Genomic DNA, 17,269 nt, shown 5'->3' on the forward strand with positions numbered 1-17,269 from the left:
GCTCCTGCCAAGTGGCCAGGAGCGGGCTTGCCCCGCGATCGTTTTACAAGGCGAACGGCAAGGCGATCTCGACGTGTTGGCGCGCTGCCAGGCGCACTTCAAAGTCGGCAGGATCGTGGATCAGAACATCCATTCCGGCAAACGACTGCGCAGCGATCAGGCGCGACAGCCAGAATCGCACGCAGGCAATGCGCAGCATCACCGGCCACAGGTGGGCCTCGGCCGAGGTAAACGGCCGCAGGGCCGCATAAGCCCCCAGCAACGCCCGCGCCCGAGGGCCATCGATCTTCCCAGTGTCGTCGCAGCACCAGTCGTTGAGGGTGATTGCCAGGTCGTAGAGCATCGGGCCGGAGCAGGCATTGTAGAAGTCGATCAGGCCGGTGAGATGGGTGCCTTCGAACAGCACGTTGTCGCGGAACAGGTCGGCGTGCAGGTTGGCGCGCGGCAGCGCCATTATGTGCGCCTGGTGTTCAACGATTTCGTCCAGGCAGGCCTGCAGCAGTTGGCGCTGCTGTGGGTTCAGGCGCGGCATCAGTTCGGCGCCCGTCTCCAGCATCCAGTCCAGGCCACGGTCGGTCTTGCGCTCCAGCACCTTGTTGCGGGTAGCCAGGTGCAGGTGGCCGAGCAATTCGCCGATCTGCACGCAATGCTGGTTGTTAACCTCCTTGATGTGCTTGCCAGGCAGGCGTGGCTGCAGCAGCGCCGGTTTGCCGGCCAGCTCGCGCAGGGCCACGCCGTCGTTGCCCCGCAAGGCGTATGGCACAGGCAGGTCTGCTTCATGCAGCACGTCGAGCAGTTCGATGAAGAACGGAAGGTCCTGGATCGGACCGCGCTCGACCAGCGTCAGCACGAACTCACCCTGTTCGAGGCTGACGAAAAAATTGCTGTTCTCGGTACCGGCGGCAATGCCCTGGAAGTCCCGCAGGCGACCCAGGCCGTACGGCGCCAGAAAGGTTTCCAGCTCAGGCCGGGTCAGGGGGGTGAAGACTGACATGATCAAAAATTGCCCATACGGGCACTTCTGCAGGGAAGTGCCAGGTTGATATGAAGGGTACGTCCTACCACTCGAAGATCTTCCACGAGGGGATCAGCATGTCCGGCTGGTCGGAGCGAATGAAATTGCCCTCCGAGCCATCGGCACGTACCAGGAAGTAAGGCTTGCCGACTTTCGGTGTGACCTTGATGGCATACAGAAAACCATTCTGGCGGTATTCCTGAATGGTTTTATCGCCTTCCGTGCGAATGGTTACATCTGGATCGGCCGATGGCGCGTCATCCGCGGCCAGGGTGACGACCGGCGTGACCGCCAACAGACCGAGCAGCAACAGGCGATTTAGTGTACGCATGATAACCTTGTCCCTTTGTCGTCAATGTTCCGGACATTCTAGCGCCGGGCCCGTCGAAAAGGTTGATTCTGCTCATGAGCCAAGCTCCCCTCGTCCTGGTGGACGGTTCCTCATACCTCTACCGTGCCTTCCACGCGCTGCCGCCACTGACCACTTCAAAGGGCATGCCGACCGGTGCGGTCAAAGGCGTACTGAACATGCTCAAGAGCCTGCGCAAACAGTACCCGGACAGCCTGTTCGCCGTGGTGTTCGATGCCAAGGGCGGTACGTTCCGCGATGAAATGTTCGCCGAGTACAAGGCCAACCGGCCGAGCATGCCCGATGACCTGCGGGTGCAGATCGAACCGCTGCATGCCAGCGTTCGGGCCCTGGGCTACCCGTTGTTGTGCGTCGAAGGCGTCGAGGCCGACGATGTGATCGGTACCCTGGCCCGCAGCAGCGCCGCCGCAGGCCGGCCGGTGATCATCTCCACTGGCGACAAGGATATGGCGCAACTGGTCGACGGACACATTACGCTGGTCAATACCATGACCGGTAGCGTGCTGGATGTGCCTGGCGTGCACGAGAAATTCGGCGTCGGTCCTGAGCACATCATCGATTTTCTCGCCCTGATGGGCGACAAGGTCGACAACATTCCGGGCGTACCGGGGGTAGGCGAGAAAACCGCCGTGGGCCTGCTGACCGGCATCGGTGGTGGCCTGCGTGACTTGTACGAGAACCTCGACAAGGTACCGGCGCTGGCCATTCGAGGTGCCAAGACGCTACCGGCCAAGCTCGAGGAACACCGCGACGCGGCATTCCTCTCCTATGAGCTGGCGACCATCAAGATCGACGTGCCACTGGAGGTGGAAGTCGATGCGCTGGTGTGCGGCGAGCCGGACCGTGAGGCACTGCTCGAGCTGTACACGGAAATGGAGTTCAAGAGCTGGATCGATGAAGTCCAGCGTGAAGCCAAGCGTGCCGGCCAGGCGATCGTCGCCGACGAGCCCGAGGTGGTGGTTGAAGCCCGGTATGAAACCATCCTCGATCAGGCGCGCTTCGATGCCTGGCTGGAAAAACTGCGCCAGGCGCCGCTCTTCGCCTTTGATACCGAGACCACCGGGCTGGATGCACAGCAGGCGCAACTGGTGGGCTTGTCGTTTGCCGTGCAAGCCCATGAAGCCGCCTATGTGCCGCTGACCCATTCCTACATGGGCGCGCCCGAGCAACTGGACCGTGACAGCGTGCTGCTCGCGCTCAAGCCGCTGCTGGAAGACCCGAACAAGCTCAAGGTTGGGCAAAACGCCAAGTACGACATGAACATCCTGGCCAACTGCGCCATCGGTGGCGATATCGCCAACGGTATCCTCATGCAGGGCGTGGCCTACGACACCATGCTCGAGTCCTACGTGCTCGACTCCACCGCCACCCGTCACGACATGGACAGCCTGGCGCTCAAGTACCTGAACCACACCACCATCGGCTTCCAGGACATTGCCGGCAAGGGCGCCAAGCAGCTGACCTTCGACCAGATCGCCCTGGAGCAGGCCGGCCCGTATGCGGCAGAAGACGCCGACGTCACCCTGCGCCTGCACCAGGTGTTGCAACAGAAGCTGGCCAAGGTCCCGAGCGTGCAGCCGGTATTGACCGACATCGAGATGCCGCTGGTGCCGGTGCTGGCCAAGATCGAGCGCCAGGGGGCATTGGTCGATGCCAACCTGCTCGGTATCCAGAGCGTGGAGCTGGGCGATAAACTGGTAGCGCTGGAGCGCGAGGCGTTCGAGATCGCCGGTGAAGAATTCAACCTTGGCTCGCCCAAGCAGCTCGGGGTGATCCTCTACGACAAGCTCGGCATGCCGGTGCTGGACAAGACCGCCAAGGGCCAGGCCTCGACTGCCGAGGCGGTGCTGGCGGAACTGGCCGAGATGGACTTCCCGCTGCCCAAGGTGCTGATGCAATACCGCTCCCTGAGCAAACTGAAAAGTACCTACACCGACCGCTTGCCAGAGCAGATCAACCCGCGCACCGGGCGCATCCATACCTCTTACCAGCAGGCAGTGGCGGCCACGGGCCGGTTGTCGTCCAGTGACCCGAACCTGCAGAACATTCCAATCCGCACCGCCGAAGGCCGACGCATCCGCCAGGCGTTCGTCGCGGCTCCAGGCTACAAGCTGCTGGCAGCGGACTACTCGCAGATCGAACTGCGCATCATGGCCCACCTGGCCAAGGATGAAGGCTTGTTGCATGCCTTCCGTAACGACCTGGACGTGCACCGGGCCACGGCGGCCGAAGTGTTTGGCGTGGAGCTGGACGATGTCACCACCGATCAGCGGCGCAGCGCCAAGGCGATCAACTTCGGCCTGATCTATGGCATGAGCGCGTTTGGCCTGGCCAAGCAGATTGGCGTGGATCGCAAGCAGTCCCAGGCCTACATCGACCGCTACTTTGCCCGTTACCCCGGCGTACTGGCCTATATGGAGCGCACGCGTGCCCAGGCTGCCGAGCAAGGTTTCGTCGAGACGTTGTTCGGCCGCCGGCTATACCTGCCGGAGATCAACGCGAAGAACCCGGCCCTGCGCAAAGGCGCCGAGCGCACGGCAATCAACGCGCCGATGCAGGGCACGGCAGCCGACATCATCAAGCGTGCGATGGTGGCGGTGGATAACTGGCTTACCGAGTCGGGCCTCGATGCCCGGGTGATCCTGCAGGTACACGACGAACTGGTGCTGGAAGTGCGCGAAGACCTGGTCGAACAGGTGCGCGAACAGATTCGTCCACACATGAGCAATGCCGCTCAACTGGATGTTCCGCTGCTGGTAGAGGTCGGAGTGGGGGCAAACTGGGACGAAGCGCACTAAAAATGCGTTGAAAATCGGAGAAAAGCTGCGGCATATCGTCGCGGCTTTCGAGGTTTTATGGCGCGATGGCGAGAGAAATTGCCCTCTTATTGCAAATAGTTTTTAAACCTCCGGAACTAAACCGGTGAACTGCGACTCAGAGTAACTGAATGGCTGGTGAAGCCCTTCGATGCTCCTATGTTGTGTTAAGTGTTGGCAGATATCTGGACCCCGCCCTAGCGGTCCGGAACTTGAACCCCGAACTTCCCCCTCCCCATACGAAGTCCGGGGTTTTTTTTGCCCGGCGTTTACCGGGCAGCCCTTATTCTGCGGGCTTGTCGGCCAGTTCCATCCACTTGGCCAGCACACCGTAGGCCTCTTCCAGGCCCTGGCGCTTGGGCGCCGAGAACAGCTGGATGGTCACCGCATCGCCCCACCCCTTGCGGATTTCCGACTGCACCTTGAGCAACGTGTTCTTGGCGGCGCCAAAGGTCAGTTTGTCGGCCTTGGTCAGCAGGATGTGCATCGGCATGCCGGCAGCCTGGGACCAATCGAGCATCATCTTGTCGAAGTCGGTCATGGGGTGGCGCACGTCCATCATCAGGATCAGGCCCTTGAGGCACTCGCGGCTGCCCAGGTAGGCCTCCAGGTGCTTCTGCCAGTGCTGCTTGAGCGGGATCGGTACTTTTGCATAACCGTAACCCGGCAAGTCGACCAAACGCCGTTCATCGTCCAGACTGAAGAAGTTCAACAGCTGGGTGCGCCCCGGGGTTTTCGAGGTGCGCGCCAGGCTGGCGTGGGTCAGGGTATTCAGGGCGCTGGACTTGCCGGCGTTGGAGCGACCGGCGAAGGCCACTTCATAGCCCTGGTCATCCGGGCATTGGTCGACCTTGGCAGCGCTGAGGGCGAATTTGGCCTGTTGGCAGAGACCGAGGATGGGGTTTTTGACTTGCATGGGATATCCGGTGTGGGTGTTGCCAGAGGTGGGCTCGGCAAGCGGTGTCGTTTCCGTTTCAGTAACGGCAGTATATAATGCCCCAGATTTTGTGTGCACATTATCCCAGCGTAGGAGGATGTGCACGGGGGCTTCTGATTCAAGCTTGCGCATTAGAACGCAGTGCAGCCCCCAACCCTGAAAGGTCGTTCGCATGACGAAATGGCTGCTTGTTGTCGGTGTCTTGATACCGTTTTTCAGCGCTCAGGCTACACAGGATCCCGAGGCGTTGTACAACCGCAGTTGTGCGGCTTGTCACGCCGGGCAGCTGCCACAGGCACCGAAGGTGGGTGACCGTGGAGCCTGGGAGCCAAGGCTGGCGCAGGGTATGGAGGTACTGGTGGTGCATGTCACCCAGGGTTTCAAGGCTATGCCGCCGCGTGGATTGTGCATGGACTGCAGTGCCGAGGACTACCAGGCGATCATCCAGTGGATGAGCCGGAGTCCCGATACATAACTCTTTCACCCTTAGCCGTAGTTGGATTAGCTGATGAACAAACTACTCGTGAGTCTGCTGTTGACCTTGGGCATCACCGGCGTCGCCAATGCCGCAGAGCCTGTCAAAGGGGATGCCGCTGCTGGTCAGGCCAAAACTGCTGTATGTGGCGCGTGCCACAATCCGGACGGCAATAGCCTGGCGCCGAACTTCCCTAAACTTGCAGGCCAGGGTGAGAAGTACCTGGAAAAACAATTGCACGACATCAAGTCGGGCAAGCGCACCGTGCTGGAAATGACCGGCATGCTGGCCGCCTTCAGCGACCAGGACCTGGCCGACATCGCCGCTTATTTCTCCAGCCAGAAAGGCAGCGTGGGTGCGGCGGATCCGAAGCTGGTCGAGCGTGGCCGCGCACTGTTCAACGGCGGTGATGTCGAGAAGGGCCTGCCAGCCTGCACCGGCTGCCACTCGCCTAATGGCGCAGGCATCGCCCTGGCCGGCTTCCCGCACCTGGGTGGCCAGCACGCCAGCTATGTAGCCAAGCAGCTGACCGATTTCCGCGAAGGCAACCGCACCAACGATGGCGATGCCACCACGATGCGTACCATTGCCTCCAAGTTGAGCAACAAGGACATCGAAGCGCTGTCCAGCTACATCCAGGGTCTGCACTGATCCGTAGCGCAATGTTAACGCCGGGTTAATACTGCGGCGCAAAGATGAAAAGGGCGGCTTCGGCCGCCCTTTTTTATGCCCGCTGCCGTTACACTAACGAACTCGGGCCCGCCTCGGCCTGTCTTACCACAGGTCGCGTCGAGGCGACCAATAGACTGCTCAGGAGTGAAGCATGCGTAATCTGATTCTCAGCGCCACGTTGGTCGCCGCCAGCGTATTCGGTATGACCGCGCAGGCCGCAGAGCCTATCGAGGCCGGTAAACAGTACATGGAGCTGAGCAACCCGGTACCGGTGTCGGTGCCTGGCAAGATCGAAGTGGTCGAGCTGTTCTGGTATGGCTGCCCGCACTGCTACAGCTTCGAGCCGGTTGTTAATCCATGGGCTGAGAAGCTGCCAGCCGACGTCAACTTCAAGCGCATTCCAGCCATGTTCGGTGGCCCATGGGATGCCCACGGCCAGATGTTCCTGACGCTCGAGGCGATGGGTGTGGAGCATGACGTGCACGCCGCCGTGTTCGATGCCATCCAGAACCAGCGCAAGCAATTGACCAAGCCTGAAGACATGGCCGACTTCCTGGCCACCCAAGGCGTCGACAAGGACAAGTTCCTCGCCACCTTCAACTCCTTCGCCATCAAAGGCCAGGTGCAAAAAGCCAAGGAGCTGGCCAAGAAGTACGAAATCACTGGCGTACCGAGCATGGTCGTCAATGGCAAGTACCGCTTTGACCTCGGCACCGCCCAGGGCCCACAAGGTGTCCTGAACGTCGCGGACCAACTGATCGCCAAGGAGCGCGCCGCCAAGTAAGCGGCGCCTACCATGCGCCGGTGGAGAACTGAGCGAGGCGTCGGCCTGCACGATCCGCAGGTCAACGAACATCACCTGCAGGCCAACGGCCTGCCAGAGGATGGCCGGCTGCGGCTGCTCAGTTTCAATATCCAGGTAGGCATCAGCACCGAGCGGTACCGGCACTACCTGACCAAGAGCTGGCAGCATCTGCTGCCGCACAACGGGCGTGCCGGCAACTTGCAGAAGATCGGTGATCTGTTGAGCGACTTCGATCTGGTGGCGCTGCAGGAAGCCGATGGCGGCAGCCTGCGCTCCGGCTACGTCAACCAGGTGGAACACCTGGCCCAGCTCGGTGCCTTCCCCTACTGGTACCAGCAGCTCAATCGCAACCTCGGGCGTTTTGCCCAACACAGCAACGGCGTCCTCAGCCGACTCAAGCCACAATTGCTCGAAGATCACCCCCTGCCCGGCCCTGCCGGTCGCGGTGCGATCCTGGTGCGTTTTGGCGAAGGTGAAGACGCGCTGGTGGTGGTCATGATGCACCTGGCCCTGGGTTCCAAGACCCGAGCGCTGCAACTGGCCTACATCCGCGAGTTGATCGGCGGCTATCGCCACCAGGTGCTGATGGGCGACATGAACACCCATGCCAATGATCTGCTCGAAAAATCGCCACTGCGCGACCTGGGCCTGGTCGCTCCCCAGGTGCAAGCCACCTTTCCAAGCTGGCGTCCGCAGCGCTGCCTTGATCATATTCTGCTTAGTCCGAGCCTGACCCTGGAGCGGGTCGAGGTGCTGGCCCAGCCTATTTCCGATCATCTTCCGGTCGCGGTTGAGATTCGTTTGCCTGATGCCCTCGCTGTGGATACGCTGCCCGCTTTGAGCTAATTGCCATCACCCCTCTGCGGACCCAGGCATGACCGACGAAGCCCAGCGCTGGAAAGAAAAGTACCTCAAGAGTATCGAACAGCAGGAAAAGCTCGAGCGCCGTTGGGAAGCCCGCCTCGACTTGTTGCGCCGTGGCCTGGTGCGCAGCACCTTGGCCGCTGAAGGCAGCGACCGTGCAGTGGACCAGTGCATGAAGGAAATGCGCGAGGTCATCCGCACCGACAATATGGATGCCGCCCTCGCCGGCCTGATCCCACGGCTGGAAAAAGCCGTGCTCGATTCCGAGCAGCGTCGTGAAACCCGAATTGCCCAGGTCGGCACGGCGCTGACAGCCCTGGTCACTCAATTGCAGCGCATGCCCTTGCCCAACGAGGTCAGCCGTGCGCTGAAGAAGTTCGCCAAGCAAGTCGAGGCCCGCGCCAGCCAATCGCGCGAGATGCCTTTGCTGTTGGGTGAGCTGAGCAGTTTGCAGGATCAAGCGCTCTCAGCCCTGGATCGACCAGAAGAAGCGCCGCGTCCGGGCTTGCTGCAGCGTTTGTTTGGCTCCCGCGAGGCCGAGGCTGAAGAGCTGAAACTGGCGATGGCCGGTTCGGCACCCGATGCCTTCGAACAGCCGCTATCGGCGCCGCCCCCCCCTGGAAAGCCCGACATCAGTACCTCGGCTGCTGAAGTCGATGAGCTGCAACCACTGCAGCAGGTTCATGAGGCTGCCCTGGAATCGCTGAATGAACCGCAGCTGGTCCCGGACCTTGAGCCTGCACCACTTCCCGCGCCATATTTGGTAGAAGCGATCGATGCTGTGCCGGCAGTGCCCGGGCACGGTCTGCCGACGCAACCAGAGCCTCATCCCGAAAGCCTCGAACCCGAGGACACCGAGGCCCATTTCGAACTGCCTGACGGTACCGAGCCCACCTACAGCTCGGTCGCCGCCCACATCGAGGAAACACTGCTCGGTCTGCTCGACGACCTGACCTTGCCGGAGCGCTACAAGGCCCAGGCGCAATCCCTGCGCGAACGCCTGGAGCACGGCCTGAACTGGTACGAACTGTTGCCGGTGCTCGATGACCTGGCGGTGCTGATGCTGGCGATCAACGATAGCGGCCAGCATGAGTTCGAGCGATACCTGCAGCAACTCAACGAACGCCTCGAGTCGTTCCAGAGCCATTTGCACGAAGCCAGTGAAGGTCATGCCGACAACTCTTGCGCAGCACGTGACCTGGACAACCAATTGCGCGAGCAGGTCGATGGCCTGCAGAGCAGCGTGCAAGGTGCTGCCGATCTGGACAGCCTCAAACACATCCTGGAAAACCGTCTTGAAGGCTTGCTGGGAACGATGGACGCGCACAGACACCAACGCGATCAACGCGAGCAGGAAATGGCCAGCCGCCTGCAGGGTTTGGCCGAGCGTGTGGCCAGCATGGAACAGGAGGCCCTGGGCTATCGCGAGCATCTGGAGGAGCAACGCCAAAAGGCCTTGATCGATCCCTTGACCGGCCTGCCCAATCGGGCTGCCTGGTCGGAGCGGGTCGATCAGGACGTGATGCAGTGGCAGGAGCAGGGTGGGCATCTACTGATGGCTATCCTGGACCTCGATCACTTCAAGCGAATCAACGACAGCTACGGTCACCTGGCCGGCGACAAGGTGCTCAAGATCGTTGCCAATGTGTTGCGCAAGCGCCTCCGGCCGAAGGATTTCATTGCCCGCTTCGGTGGCGAAGAGTTCGTCATGCTGATGCCACAGACGGCCCTGGCTGCCGGTTGTCAGCTCGCCGAAAGCCTGCGCGCCGCTATCGAGGCCTGTCCGTTTCACTTCAAGGGTGAGCGCGTCACCATTACCTTGTCGATCGGTATCAGTATGTTTCGCCCCGGCGAGCGTAGCGACATCGTGCTCAAGCGGGCCGACGAAGCCCTGTACCGGGCGAAACATCTGGGTAGAAACCGGGTCGAACAGGGATAAGTGGCATCAGCGCGGATACGTTATGCTATTGCATTGCAGATCATCACATGTGCCCTTCCCCATGAAAGCCTTTATTACCGCACTCCTGCTGCTGACCCTGGCAGGTTGCAGCAGTGGCCTGCGGATCGACCGTAACCACCCTTCGGCCAACCAGGACAGCCGCATCCAGTTCGTCGTGCTGCACTACACCAACGCCAACCTGGAGCGTTCCCTGCAATTGCTGACCCATGGTGAAGTCAGCAGTCACTACCTGGTGGGTGATTCGCCGGCGACCATTTATCAGCTGGTGGATGAAAGCCGCCGTTCCTGGCATGCCGGCGATAGCCAATGGGATGGGCGTACCTGGCTCAACTCCAGCTCGATCGGCATCGAAATCGTCAATCCGGGCTTCACCGACACACCGACCGGGCGCGTCTGGCATCCGTACACCGAGGAGCAGGTCCAGGCCCTCATCGCTTTGCTCAAGGACATCGTCCAACGCAATAACATCCAGCCGCGCTACATCATTGGCCACAGCGATATTGCGCCGCTGCGCAAGCTAGACCCCGGCCCGTTGTTCCCCTGGAAGCGCCTGGCCGACGCCGGTCTCGGCGTGTGGCCGGATGCCCGGGCAGTGGCCCAGCAACAAGCGCGTTTCAACGTCAATCCGCCCAGTATCACCTGGTACCAGCAGCAACTGGCCCGCTTCGGGTATGCCATCGAGCAGACTGGTGTATACGACGTCAGCACCAAGCATGTGCTGGCGGCATTCCAGATGCGCTTTCGTCCGCAGCGTTTCGACGGGGTGCCAGACGCCCAGACTGCGGCCATGTTGCAGGTGCTCAACAACCGTTGAGGACGGGCGCCGCCCAACGGCCAGGCTGATTTGACCGGCAGTTGCTATACCTCTTGGTATTCAACTGGATGTTTATTCATGTCAGCTGCCTTGTCTGTGCTGCGCCACGTGTTCTACCGCCCCTGGTTGCTGGCCTCATTTGCGGCTTCGGCCAGCGCGATCCTCTTGCTTATCGCCAGCATCGGCGTAGCCATGCATCAGATGCAGCAGAGCGAAAGCGATCAGATGAACGCCAAGGGTGAGCGGTTTCTCGAGCGCCTCGAGCAGATTTTCGGGCAGTTGCGCGAAGGTGTCGACGAGCTGCAGGCTCAAGCTATTCGTGGTTGCGATGCGTCGATGCTACGAGCGTTGCAGGAGGTCGCGTTTCGCTATCGCTTCGTCTATGAAGCTGCCTATGTGGATGGCACGGCCGCCTGTTCCAACCGGATAGGAGAGCGCATCATCAATCCGCTGCGTCCGGCGGATATCCAGGGCCCTACCTATAGCTACTGGCTCAATACCACCACCGAACCTGACGACAACCTTGCCGCGTTGATGCTCGGGCGTGGCAGGTTCCTGGTGGCAACGTCCCGCGGGCACATCACCGATGTCGTCGACCTGCCGCCACAGGGCAGCCTGCTGGTGGTTCTGGACAACGGTACCCGGGCCGTCCCGGTGCTGGGGCCGCCGCAAACCTGGCCACCGACCGAGCAATGGCCGCCCACGTCCAAGGAAGCCTTGCTGGAGTTACCCGACCGGCTGATCTACCGCATGCCGACCAAATCGCCGGACTATCAGCTGGTGCTGATCGCGCCGCGGGCCAGCTTGCCGCTGAAGATGAACGGGGTGCTTTGGCTGCTGTTTCCCGGCAGCCTGTTGCTGGCCTGGTGCATCGGCTGGCTGGTACTGCAAATGGTGCGTCAGCGTCGCTCCATGAGTTCCGAACTGCAGATGGCCTTGCGCCGGGGCGAGCTGCAGGTGCTGTACCAACCCATTTTCGAACTCAACAGCCGCCGCTGTGTGGGGGCTGAAGCCTTGGTGCGCTGGCGCCGGCCGGACGGCACGCTGACCAGTCCCGACCTGTTCATTCCCTTGGCGGAGAACACTGGCCAGATCCGGCAGATCACCGATTTTGTCTTGCAACGTGTTCTGGAGCAGCTCGGCCATCTGCTGCGCGCCAACCGACAGCTGTATATCTCGGTCAACCTGGCGGCCTGCGATGTGATGGTGCCCCGGATCGGCCGGGTCGCGGCACGATTACTGGCCTTGCACCATGTTTCTGCAAGCCAGATCGCGTTCGAGGTGACCGAGCGCGGGCTCATCGACGTGGTGGTCGCCCGCGACAACCTGCAAGCCCTGCGCGCGGTGGGCCACCAGGTGCTGATCGACGATTTCGGCACCGGCTATTGCAGCCTGGCGTACCTGCAGACACTGCCGGTGGATTGCCTGAAAATCGACAAGGCGTTCATCGATGCCCTGGGGCACGACGCCGCCAGCAGTGGCGTGGCGCCGCACATCATTCGCATGGCCCATGCCCTGCAGCTAAGGGTGATTGCCGAAGGCATCGAGTATGAAGACCAGGCCTTGCTGCTCAACAGCGAGGGGGTCAACTATGGCCAGGGGTGGCTGTTCGCCCATCCCCTCAGTGCGCGTCAGTTCGTGGAGCTGATCACGCGGGGCCGACGCATGGCACCGCGGCGAATCGATGATGAAGCCTGAGACCGGGTAGCTTCACACCGGCAAGGCCATGTAGAACTGCGTGCCTTGTCCGGGGCGTGAGTACACTCCCATGCGTCCGCCATGCAGCTGGACGATTTCCTTGCACAGTGCCAGGCCAAGGCCTGCCCCCCCTTTCTTGCGACCGACCTGGACGAAGGGTTCGAAGATCCTCCCCTGTTGCCCGTACGCAATGCCCTCGCCGTTGTCTTCGATGCTGATAATGACCCGCTCGGCATGACGTCTCGCGTGCAGGCGAATGTGTCCAGCCGCTGGTGTATGCCGCACGGCATTGTCCAACAGGTTGTCCATCACCCGGTCCAGCTGCAAGGGGTCGGCCTGGATGCGTGGCAGCGGTGTTTCCAGCTCGATCTTGATCTCGATCTGCTTGTCGGCGGCCGGTCCCGCAAAGCGCTCGCAGGCGCGGGCCAGCAAGTCGTCGACGGCGCAGGGGGTCAATTCAAGCTTCTGTTGGCCGCTCTGGTAGCGCGAGAAGTTGAGCAGGTCGTTGATCAACTGGGTCAGGCGCTGCATTTCTTCAGCGATGGTGTCGAGCAGGTCGGTCTCTCGCGATTGCGCCGGGAATTTCAGGCGTTCGCGCAACAGTCCGAAGGCCATGTGCATCCCCGTGACCGGTGTACGCAGTTCGTGGGAGGCGCGCAGCACGAATTCGCTGCGTACCCGTTCGAAGGTGCGCTGTTCGGTGACGTCGTGGAGCACCATGACCGCGCCGAGGATCTGCCCGCCGGGATGACACATCGGCGTCAGGCTGTAGGCCAGCAAGCGGGGCTCTTCGTCTATTTCCAGGCTCAGGTCTTCCGGTGGGCGGTCCAGGCTGCCGCCACGCAGCACCAGGTGTAGTTGCTCGTCCAGCTCCGGACGCTGCAGCGCCTCACCCAGGCCGCTGCCCAGCCGACTGTCATCCCAACCGAGCTGGCGTTGGGCGACGGGATTGATGTGCTCCAGGTGGCCCTGGCGGTCGATGATCAGCAGGCCGTCATCAATGCTGTCGAGTACGGCTTGCAGGCGCTGCTGGCCGGCGAGCAGCTCATCGACATTGGTGGCCTGGTGTTTGCGCAGGGCTTCGGCCATCAAGCCGAAGCGCCGGGTCAGTTGGTTCATTTCCAGGGCCTGGACCACAGGCAGGGTCACGTCGAAGTCGCCCTGGCCTATCTGGTCTGCAGCCTTCGCCAGCGCTTCGATGGGTTGGCCAAAGCGCCGAGCAATGCCGTGGGCGGTCACGAACCCCAGGATCAACACGGCCAGGCCCACCAGGCCGAGCAGGCTGGAAATCAGCAAGGCACGATCATGGGCCTGCTGCTGGCTTTGATTGATGTGCTCCAGGGCGTGCTTGTGGGCGTTGACCAGATCGGCGCGCAGGGTGTTGAAGGCCTGGCCCAGGGGATGGTCGACGCCGAGGCTGCGCGCCGGTTCGCGGCTGTCGTGAAAGGCCTGGAGATAGTGCTGGTAATGCTGGTTGGCTTGAGCAAAACCTTCATTGGCCGCTTTTTCCGACTCATGGCTGGTGCCCTCGTCGAGCAACTGCTGGAACTGCGTTTGCAGCTGCTCCAGCGCATTGGTATTGACCGTGTCATCAAGCATCAACGTCAGCTGTTCGCCGAGGTTCTGCCGCAGTTTCAAGCCAAGGTCGAGGGTAAAGGCGTTCTCGCGGATCAGTGCCTGTTGGGCGCTGGACATCTGCAACACGCTGACCAGGCCCAGCAACAGGCCGAACAGGGCTACGGTAATCAGTGCCGAGATGCTGAGAAAAAGCCGCGTGCGCAGCTTCATCGTCCATTTCATAGGTTGTACTGCTTGCGCTTGCGGTACAGGGTCGAGGCATCGATGCCGAGGGTCTTGGCGGCCTGGTCGAGGGTGTCACTGGTCGCCAGCACCGCGCCGATGTGCGCCCGCTCCAGCTCATCGAGGCTCAGCGCTGCACCGATGCGCGGGGCATTGCTGGCCGGTTGCTCGGCCATGCCCAGGTGACTGACCTCGACCCGCTCCTGGGCACAGATGATGCTGGCCCGCTCGATCACGTTGCGCAGCTCGCGAATGTTGCCCGGCCAGCGGTAGTTGAGCAGTGCTGCGCGGGCTTCGTCGCTGAAACCACGGGCCGGGCGTGAGTATTCTTTGACGAAGCGGGCCAGGAAGCGATCGGCCAGGGCCAGGATGTCTTCACTGCGCTCGCGCAGCGGTGGCAGGTGCAGGGTGATGACGTTGAGGCGGTACAGCAAGTCTTCACGAAAACGCCCGTCGCGAACCATGTCTTCCAGGTTGAGGTTGGTCGCCGCCAGGATGCGCACATCGGCGCGACGGGTCACCGGGTCGCCGACCCGTTCGTATTCCTTGTCCTGGATAAAGCGCAGCAGCTTGGGCTGGAGCGGTAGCGGGAAATCACCGATTTCGTCCAGGAACAGGGTCCCGCCATCAGCCTGATTGACCCGCCCCAAGGTGCTTTCGCTGGCCCCGGTAAAGGCGCCGCGGCTGTGGCCGAACAGCTCGCTCTCCATGAGCTCGGCGGTCAACGAGGGGCAGTTGATGGTGACGCATGCCTTGCGGGCGCGTTTGCTCCAGCCATGGATGGCCCTGGCCAGCTCGCCCTTGCCGGTGCCGGATTCACCCAGAATCAGGATGTTGGCATCGGTGCTGGCTACCTGGCGGGCCGTTTCCAGGACCACCATCATGGCCGGGCTGTGCGAGTCCAGGCCGTCCTTGGGTTTGCGTACCTCGTCTTCCAGTGCTTCCAGGCGCGCAGACAACTGGCGCACTTCAAGCTGCTTGGCAGTGGCCAGGCGCAATTGGTCGGGGCTGCAAGGCTTCACCAGGTAGTCGGCGGCACCGGCCTGGATGGCATCGACGGCGGTGTCGACCGCCGAGTGGGCGGTGACGATCACCACGCGCATCCAGGGCGCCTGAATGCGCATCTGCGCCAGCACGTCCAGGCCGTTGTCTTCGCCCAGGCGCAGGTCGAGGAAGCATAGGTCGAAGACCTGGCGCTGCAGCAAGGTTTCGGCCTGGACGGCGCTATTGGCGGTGGCCACGCTGTAGCCTTCATCTTCAAGGCAGTAGCGGAAGGTACGCAGGATGGCAGTCTCATCATCGACCAGCAGAATGCGGCCTTGATGTTCCTGGGATGATTCCATTTCCTGCGCTCCTTTGAGATTGATCTTGGTTAGTGTCAGAAAAATCGGGCAAGTTGCATGATTCGCTCTGATTCTTTCCTGCCTCTGCATGGTAGCCCTTCGCCTCGTACATATCTAACCGGCTGAATAAAGGGCGGTTGTATCCGCTGTCGGACCTTGGCGCGTTGGATGCGGTCCAATGACTCTCTGGCCTATCGGAGGTTATCCCATGCCTGTTCCGCATCCCTTGGTAGTCGCCACTGCCATGCTTTTATTGTTGCCGGCTGTTGCCTCTGCCGCCGACCCTCAACCCGCTGCACGGCAGGAAGCTCGGCTGGAAGGTGCGTTGCAAACCGCTCTGGCGCTTAACCGGCTGCTCAATCCGTTCAAGATCGAGGTCGACGTGCAAGGGGGGACGGCGCGGCTGCAAGGCCAGGTCGAGAACGACGTCGAACGGCAACTGGCCGAGCAAGTGGCGCTGGCGACCCGGGGTATCGACAAGGTGCAGAACGATCTGCAAGTCAATGCCGACCTGGTCGAGCAGCCGCTGGAGCGCCGAGCCTATGCTCAGCGCCTGGAGGACGCGACCCTGGCGTCGATCATCCGTGCCCGCCTGCTGTGGAGCACCCGTACCCAGGCGTCGCCCATAGAGGTACAAAGCCGTGAAGGTGTGGTCACGCTGCGTGGCCAGGTCAACAGTGCCGAGGCCAAGGAACTGGCGGGTGTGCTGGCGGGTTCGACCGAAGGTGTGTTCCTGGTGAACAACCTGATCAGCCTCAGCGCCGCCGACATGGCCAAGCTGCGAGAAGAGCAGCAGGAGGTCAGGAGTGATCCGCAACTGAGCGACGCCTGGATCAACAACAAGGTCCAGACCAGTTTCATGTACAGCCGCAACCTCGATGGCCCGAACATCAAGGTCGCCACCCAGGATGGCGTTGTCAGGCTGTCGGGAGAAGTGGTCAGCGATGAGCAGAAGACCATCGCGGTCGAAGTCGCCCGGCAGATCCGCGGAGTCAGAGGCGTGGATGCCGACATGCTCAAAGTGGCGACCAAGGTGCAGGGCTGATCATGCAAAACGCACGAAGCGATAGGGGCTATCGTGCAGGATACGTCCTACAGATGCTTGGCTTTGTTTAGTAAGTAATTGAAAAATAAAGATTTTATTTATCAAGAAAGACTGGCATGCGCTCTGCAATGACTACTGCAAGTCAACAACAATTGCAGCAGGAGGAGCACGGCATGAACCGCCATCCCGCCACCCTTGTGCAGGTATCGCCGCTTCAGCTGCGCCAGGGGCTGTTTTTCAGCTTGGCACTGCTGCTGACCCTGATTGCCGGTCAGCTCTACCACAGCTGGCAGGTTGCCCAGGACGCCCGGGCTATCACCCCCCGCGCCGACCTGGTGGTCAAGGCGCCAACGCCCGCCGCCAGCGCATTGATACATGCAAAGCCTGCAGCAGTTACCGCTGCCACGATCGATAGCAGGACGCCGCGTGAGCGTTGGGTGTTCTGAGTACGCAGAGCAGTTCTTTCTAAAACGGTAAGGAGAATCACCATGTTGAGCTGGGCTATCACCTTCCTGATTATCGCCATTGTCGCTGCCGTGCTGGGCTTCGGTGGTATCGCCGGCGCCGCTACCGGTATCGCGAAGATCCTCTTCATTGTCTTCCTGGTGCTGTTCGTGGCTTCTTTCTTCTTCGGTCGTCGCGGTAGAGGTTGAAT

General features: G+C 61.5%; 16 protein-coding genes. 11 read left to right on the forward strand and 5 right to left on the reverse strand.

Annotated features, from left to right (window positions below):
• Positions 1 to 43: 43 nt before the first annotated feature.
• Positions 44 to 994 (reverse strand): homoserine kinase, encoded by a 951-nt coding sequence (locus tag NPS58_RS20095; protein WP_274117035.1) that lies wholly within the window; start codon positions 992 to 994, stop codon positions 44 to 46.
• Between the two features lie 64 nt (positions 995 to 1,058).
• Entirely contained in the window at positions 1,059 to 1,346 is a 288-nt protein-coding gene (locus NPS58_RS20100; protein ID WP_274117036.1) for a DUF2782 domain-containing protein, read from the reverse strand.
• A 74-nt stretch (positions 1,347 to 1,420) separates the two neighbouring features.
• Between NPS58_RS20100 and polA the strand changes: the two genes are divergently transcribed.
• The gene (gene polA / locus NPS58_RS20105) at positions 1,421 to 4,183 is read left to right on the forward strand and encodes a DNA polymerase I (protein ID WP_274117037.1); all 2,763 of its coding nucleotides are present in this window, start codon (positions 1,421 to 1,423) and stop codon (positions 4,181 to 4,183) included.
• A 301-nt stretch (positions 4,184 to 4,484) separates the two neighbouring features.
• Here polA and yihA read toward each other — a convergent pair whose 3' ends face one another.
• Positions 4,485 to 5,117, reverse strand: a complete 633-nt coding sequence (gene yihA, locus NPS58_RS20110) for a ribosome biogenesis GTP-binding protein YihA/YsxC (RefSeq protein WP_101293813.1) — start codon at positions 5,115 to 5,117, stop codon at positions 4,485 to 4,487.
• Between the two features lie 193 nt (positions 5,118 to 5,310).
• On the opposite strand from yihA, the gene NPS58_RS20115 reads away from it, so the two are divergent.
• The 7 genes from NPS58_RS20115 to NPS58_RS20145 all read left to right on the forward strand — a co-directional run bounded on the left by NPS58_RS20115 (position 5,311) and on the right by NPS58_RS20145 (position 12,426).
• The gene (locus NPS58_RS20115) at positions 5,311 to 5,613 is read left to right on the forward strand and encodes a c-type cytochrome (protein WP_274117038.1); all 303 of its coding nucleotides are present in this window, start codon (positions 5,311 to 5,313) and stop codon (positions 5,611 to 5,613) included.
• A 33-nt stretch (positions 5,614 to 5,646) separates the two neighbouring features.
• Positions 5,647 to 6,264 (forward strand): c-type cytochrome, encoded by a 618-nt coding sequence (locus NPS58_RS20120; RefSeq protein WP_274117040.1) that lies wholly within the window; start codon positions 5,647 to 5,649, stop codon positions 6,262 to 6,264.
• Between the two features lie 172 nt (positions 6,265 to 6,436).
• Positions 6,437 to 7,069 carry a thiol:disulfide interchange protein DsbA gene (gene dsbA, locus NPS58_RS20125; protein WP_274117041.1) on the forward strand — a complete coding sequence of 211 codons (633 nt, stop codon included), beginning with the start codon at positions 6,437 to 6,439 and terminating at the stop codon, positions 7,067 to 7,069.
• A 12-nt stretch (positions 7,070 to 7,081) separates the two neighbouring features.
• Positions 7,082 to 7,936 (forward strand): endonuclease/exonuclease/phosphatase family protein, encoded by an 855-nt coding sequence (locus NPS58_RS20130; RefSeq protein WP_274117043.1) that lies wholly within the window; start codon positions 7,082 to 7,084, stop codon positions 7,934 to 7,936.
• Between the two features lie 28 nt (positions 7,937 to 7,964).
• Positions 7,965 to 9,893 carry a GGDEF domain-containing protein gene (locus tag NPS58_RS20135; RefSeq protein WP_274117045.1) on the forward strand — a complete coding sequence of 643 codons (1,929 nt, stop codon included), beginning with the start codon at positions 7,965 to 7,967 and terminating at the stop codon, positions 9,891 to 9,893.
• 61 nt (positions 9,894 to 9,954) lie between these two features.
• Positions 9,955 to 10,728 carry an N-acetylmuramoyl-L-alanine amidase gene (locus NPS58_RS20140; RefSeq protein WP_274117047.1) on the forward strand — a complete coding sequence of 258 codons (774 nt, stop codon included), beginning with the start codon at positions 9,955 to 9,957 and terminating at the stop codon, positions 10,726 to 10,728.
• Between the two features lie 78 nt (positions 10,729 to 10,806).
• On the forward strand, positions 10,807 to 12,426 hold the full coding sequence (locus NPS58_RS20145; RefSeq protein ID WP_274117049.1) for an EAL domain-containing protein: 1,620 nt from the start codon (positions 10,807 to 10,809) through the stop codon (positions 12,424 to 12,426).
• Between the two features lie 12 nt (positions 12,427 to 12,438).
• On the opposite strand, the gene NPS58_RS20150 is transcribed toward NPS58_RS20145, so the two are convergent.
• Positions 12,439 to 14,226: a KinB sensor domain-containing domain gene (locus NPS58_RS20150; RefSeq protein ID WP_274117051.1), complete on the reverse strand. Its 1,788-nt coding sequence runs from the start codon at positions 14,224 to 14,226 to the stop codon at positions 12,439 to 12,441.
• Complete coding sequence (algB, locus tag NPS58_RS20155; protein ID WP_274117053.1) at positions 14,223 to 15,569, reverse strand: sigma-54-dependent response regulator transcription factor AlgB; 1,347 nt, start codon at positions 15,567 to 15,569, stop codon at positions 14,223 to 14,225. The genes NPS58_RS20150 and algB overlap by 4 nt, the downstream gene beginning before the upstream one ends.
• 208 nt (positions 15,570 to 15,777) lie before the next feature.
• Between algB and NPS58_RS20160 the strand changes: the two genes are divergently transcribed.
• The 3 genes from NPS58_RS20160 (at position 15,778) to NPS58_RS20170 (ending at position 17,267) form a co-directional block, all read left to right on the forward strand.
• Positions 15,778 to 16,614: a BON domain-containing protein gene (locus NPS58_RS20160; RefSeq protein ID WP_425313088.1), complete on the forward strand. Its 837-nt coding sequence runs from the start codon at positions 15,778 to 15,780 to the stop codon at positions 16,612 to 16,614.
• A gap of 173 nt (positions 16,615 to 16,787) precedes the next feature.
• Positions 16,788 to 17,060 (forward strand): hypothetical protein, encoded by a 273-nt coding sequence (locus tag NPS58_RS20165; protein ID WP_274117055.1) that lies wholly within the window; start codon positions 16,788 to 16,790, stop codon positions 17,058 to 17,060.
• A gap of 42 nt (positions 17,061 to 17,102) precedes the next feature.
• Positions 17,103 to 17,267, forward strand: coding sequence for a DUF1328 domain-containing protein (locus NPS58_RS20170; protein ID WP_009401691.1), 165 nt, complete (start codon positions 17,103 to 17,105; stop codon positions 17,265 to 17,267).
• Positions 17,268 to 17,269: the final 2 nt, after the last annotated feature.

Origin of the sequence: Pseudomonas putida (assembly GCF_028682455.1) — a bacterium.
In the GTDB taxonomy this organism is placed as follows: Bacteria; Pseudomonadota; Gammaproteobacteria; order Pseudomonadales; family Pseudomonadaceae; genus Aquipseudomonas; species Aquipseudomonas putida_AA.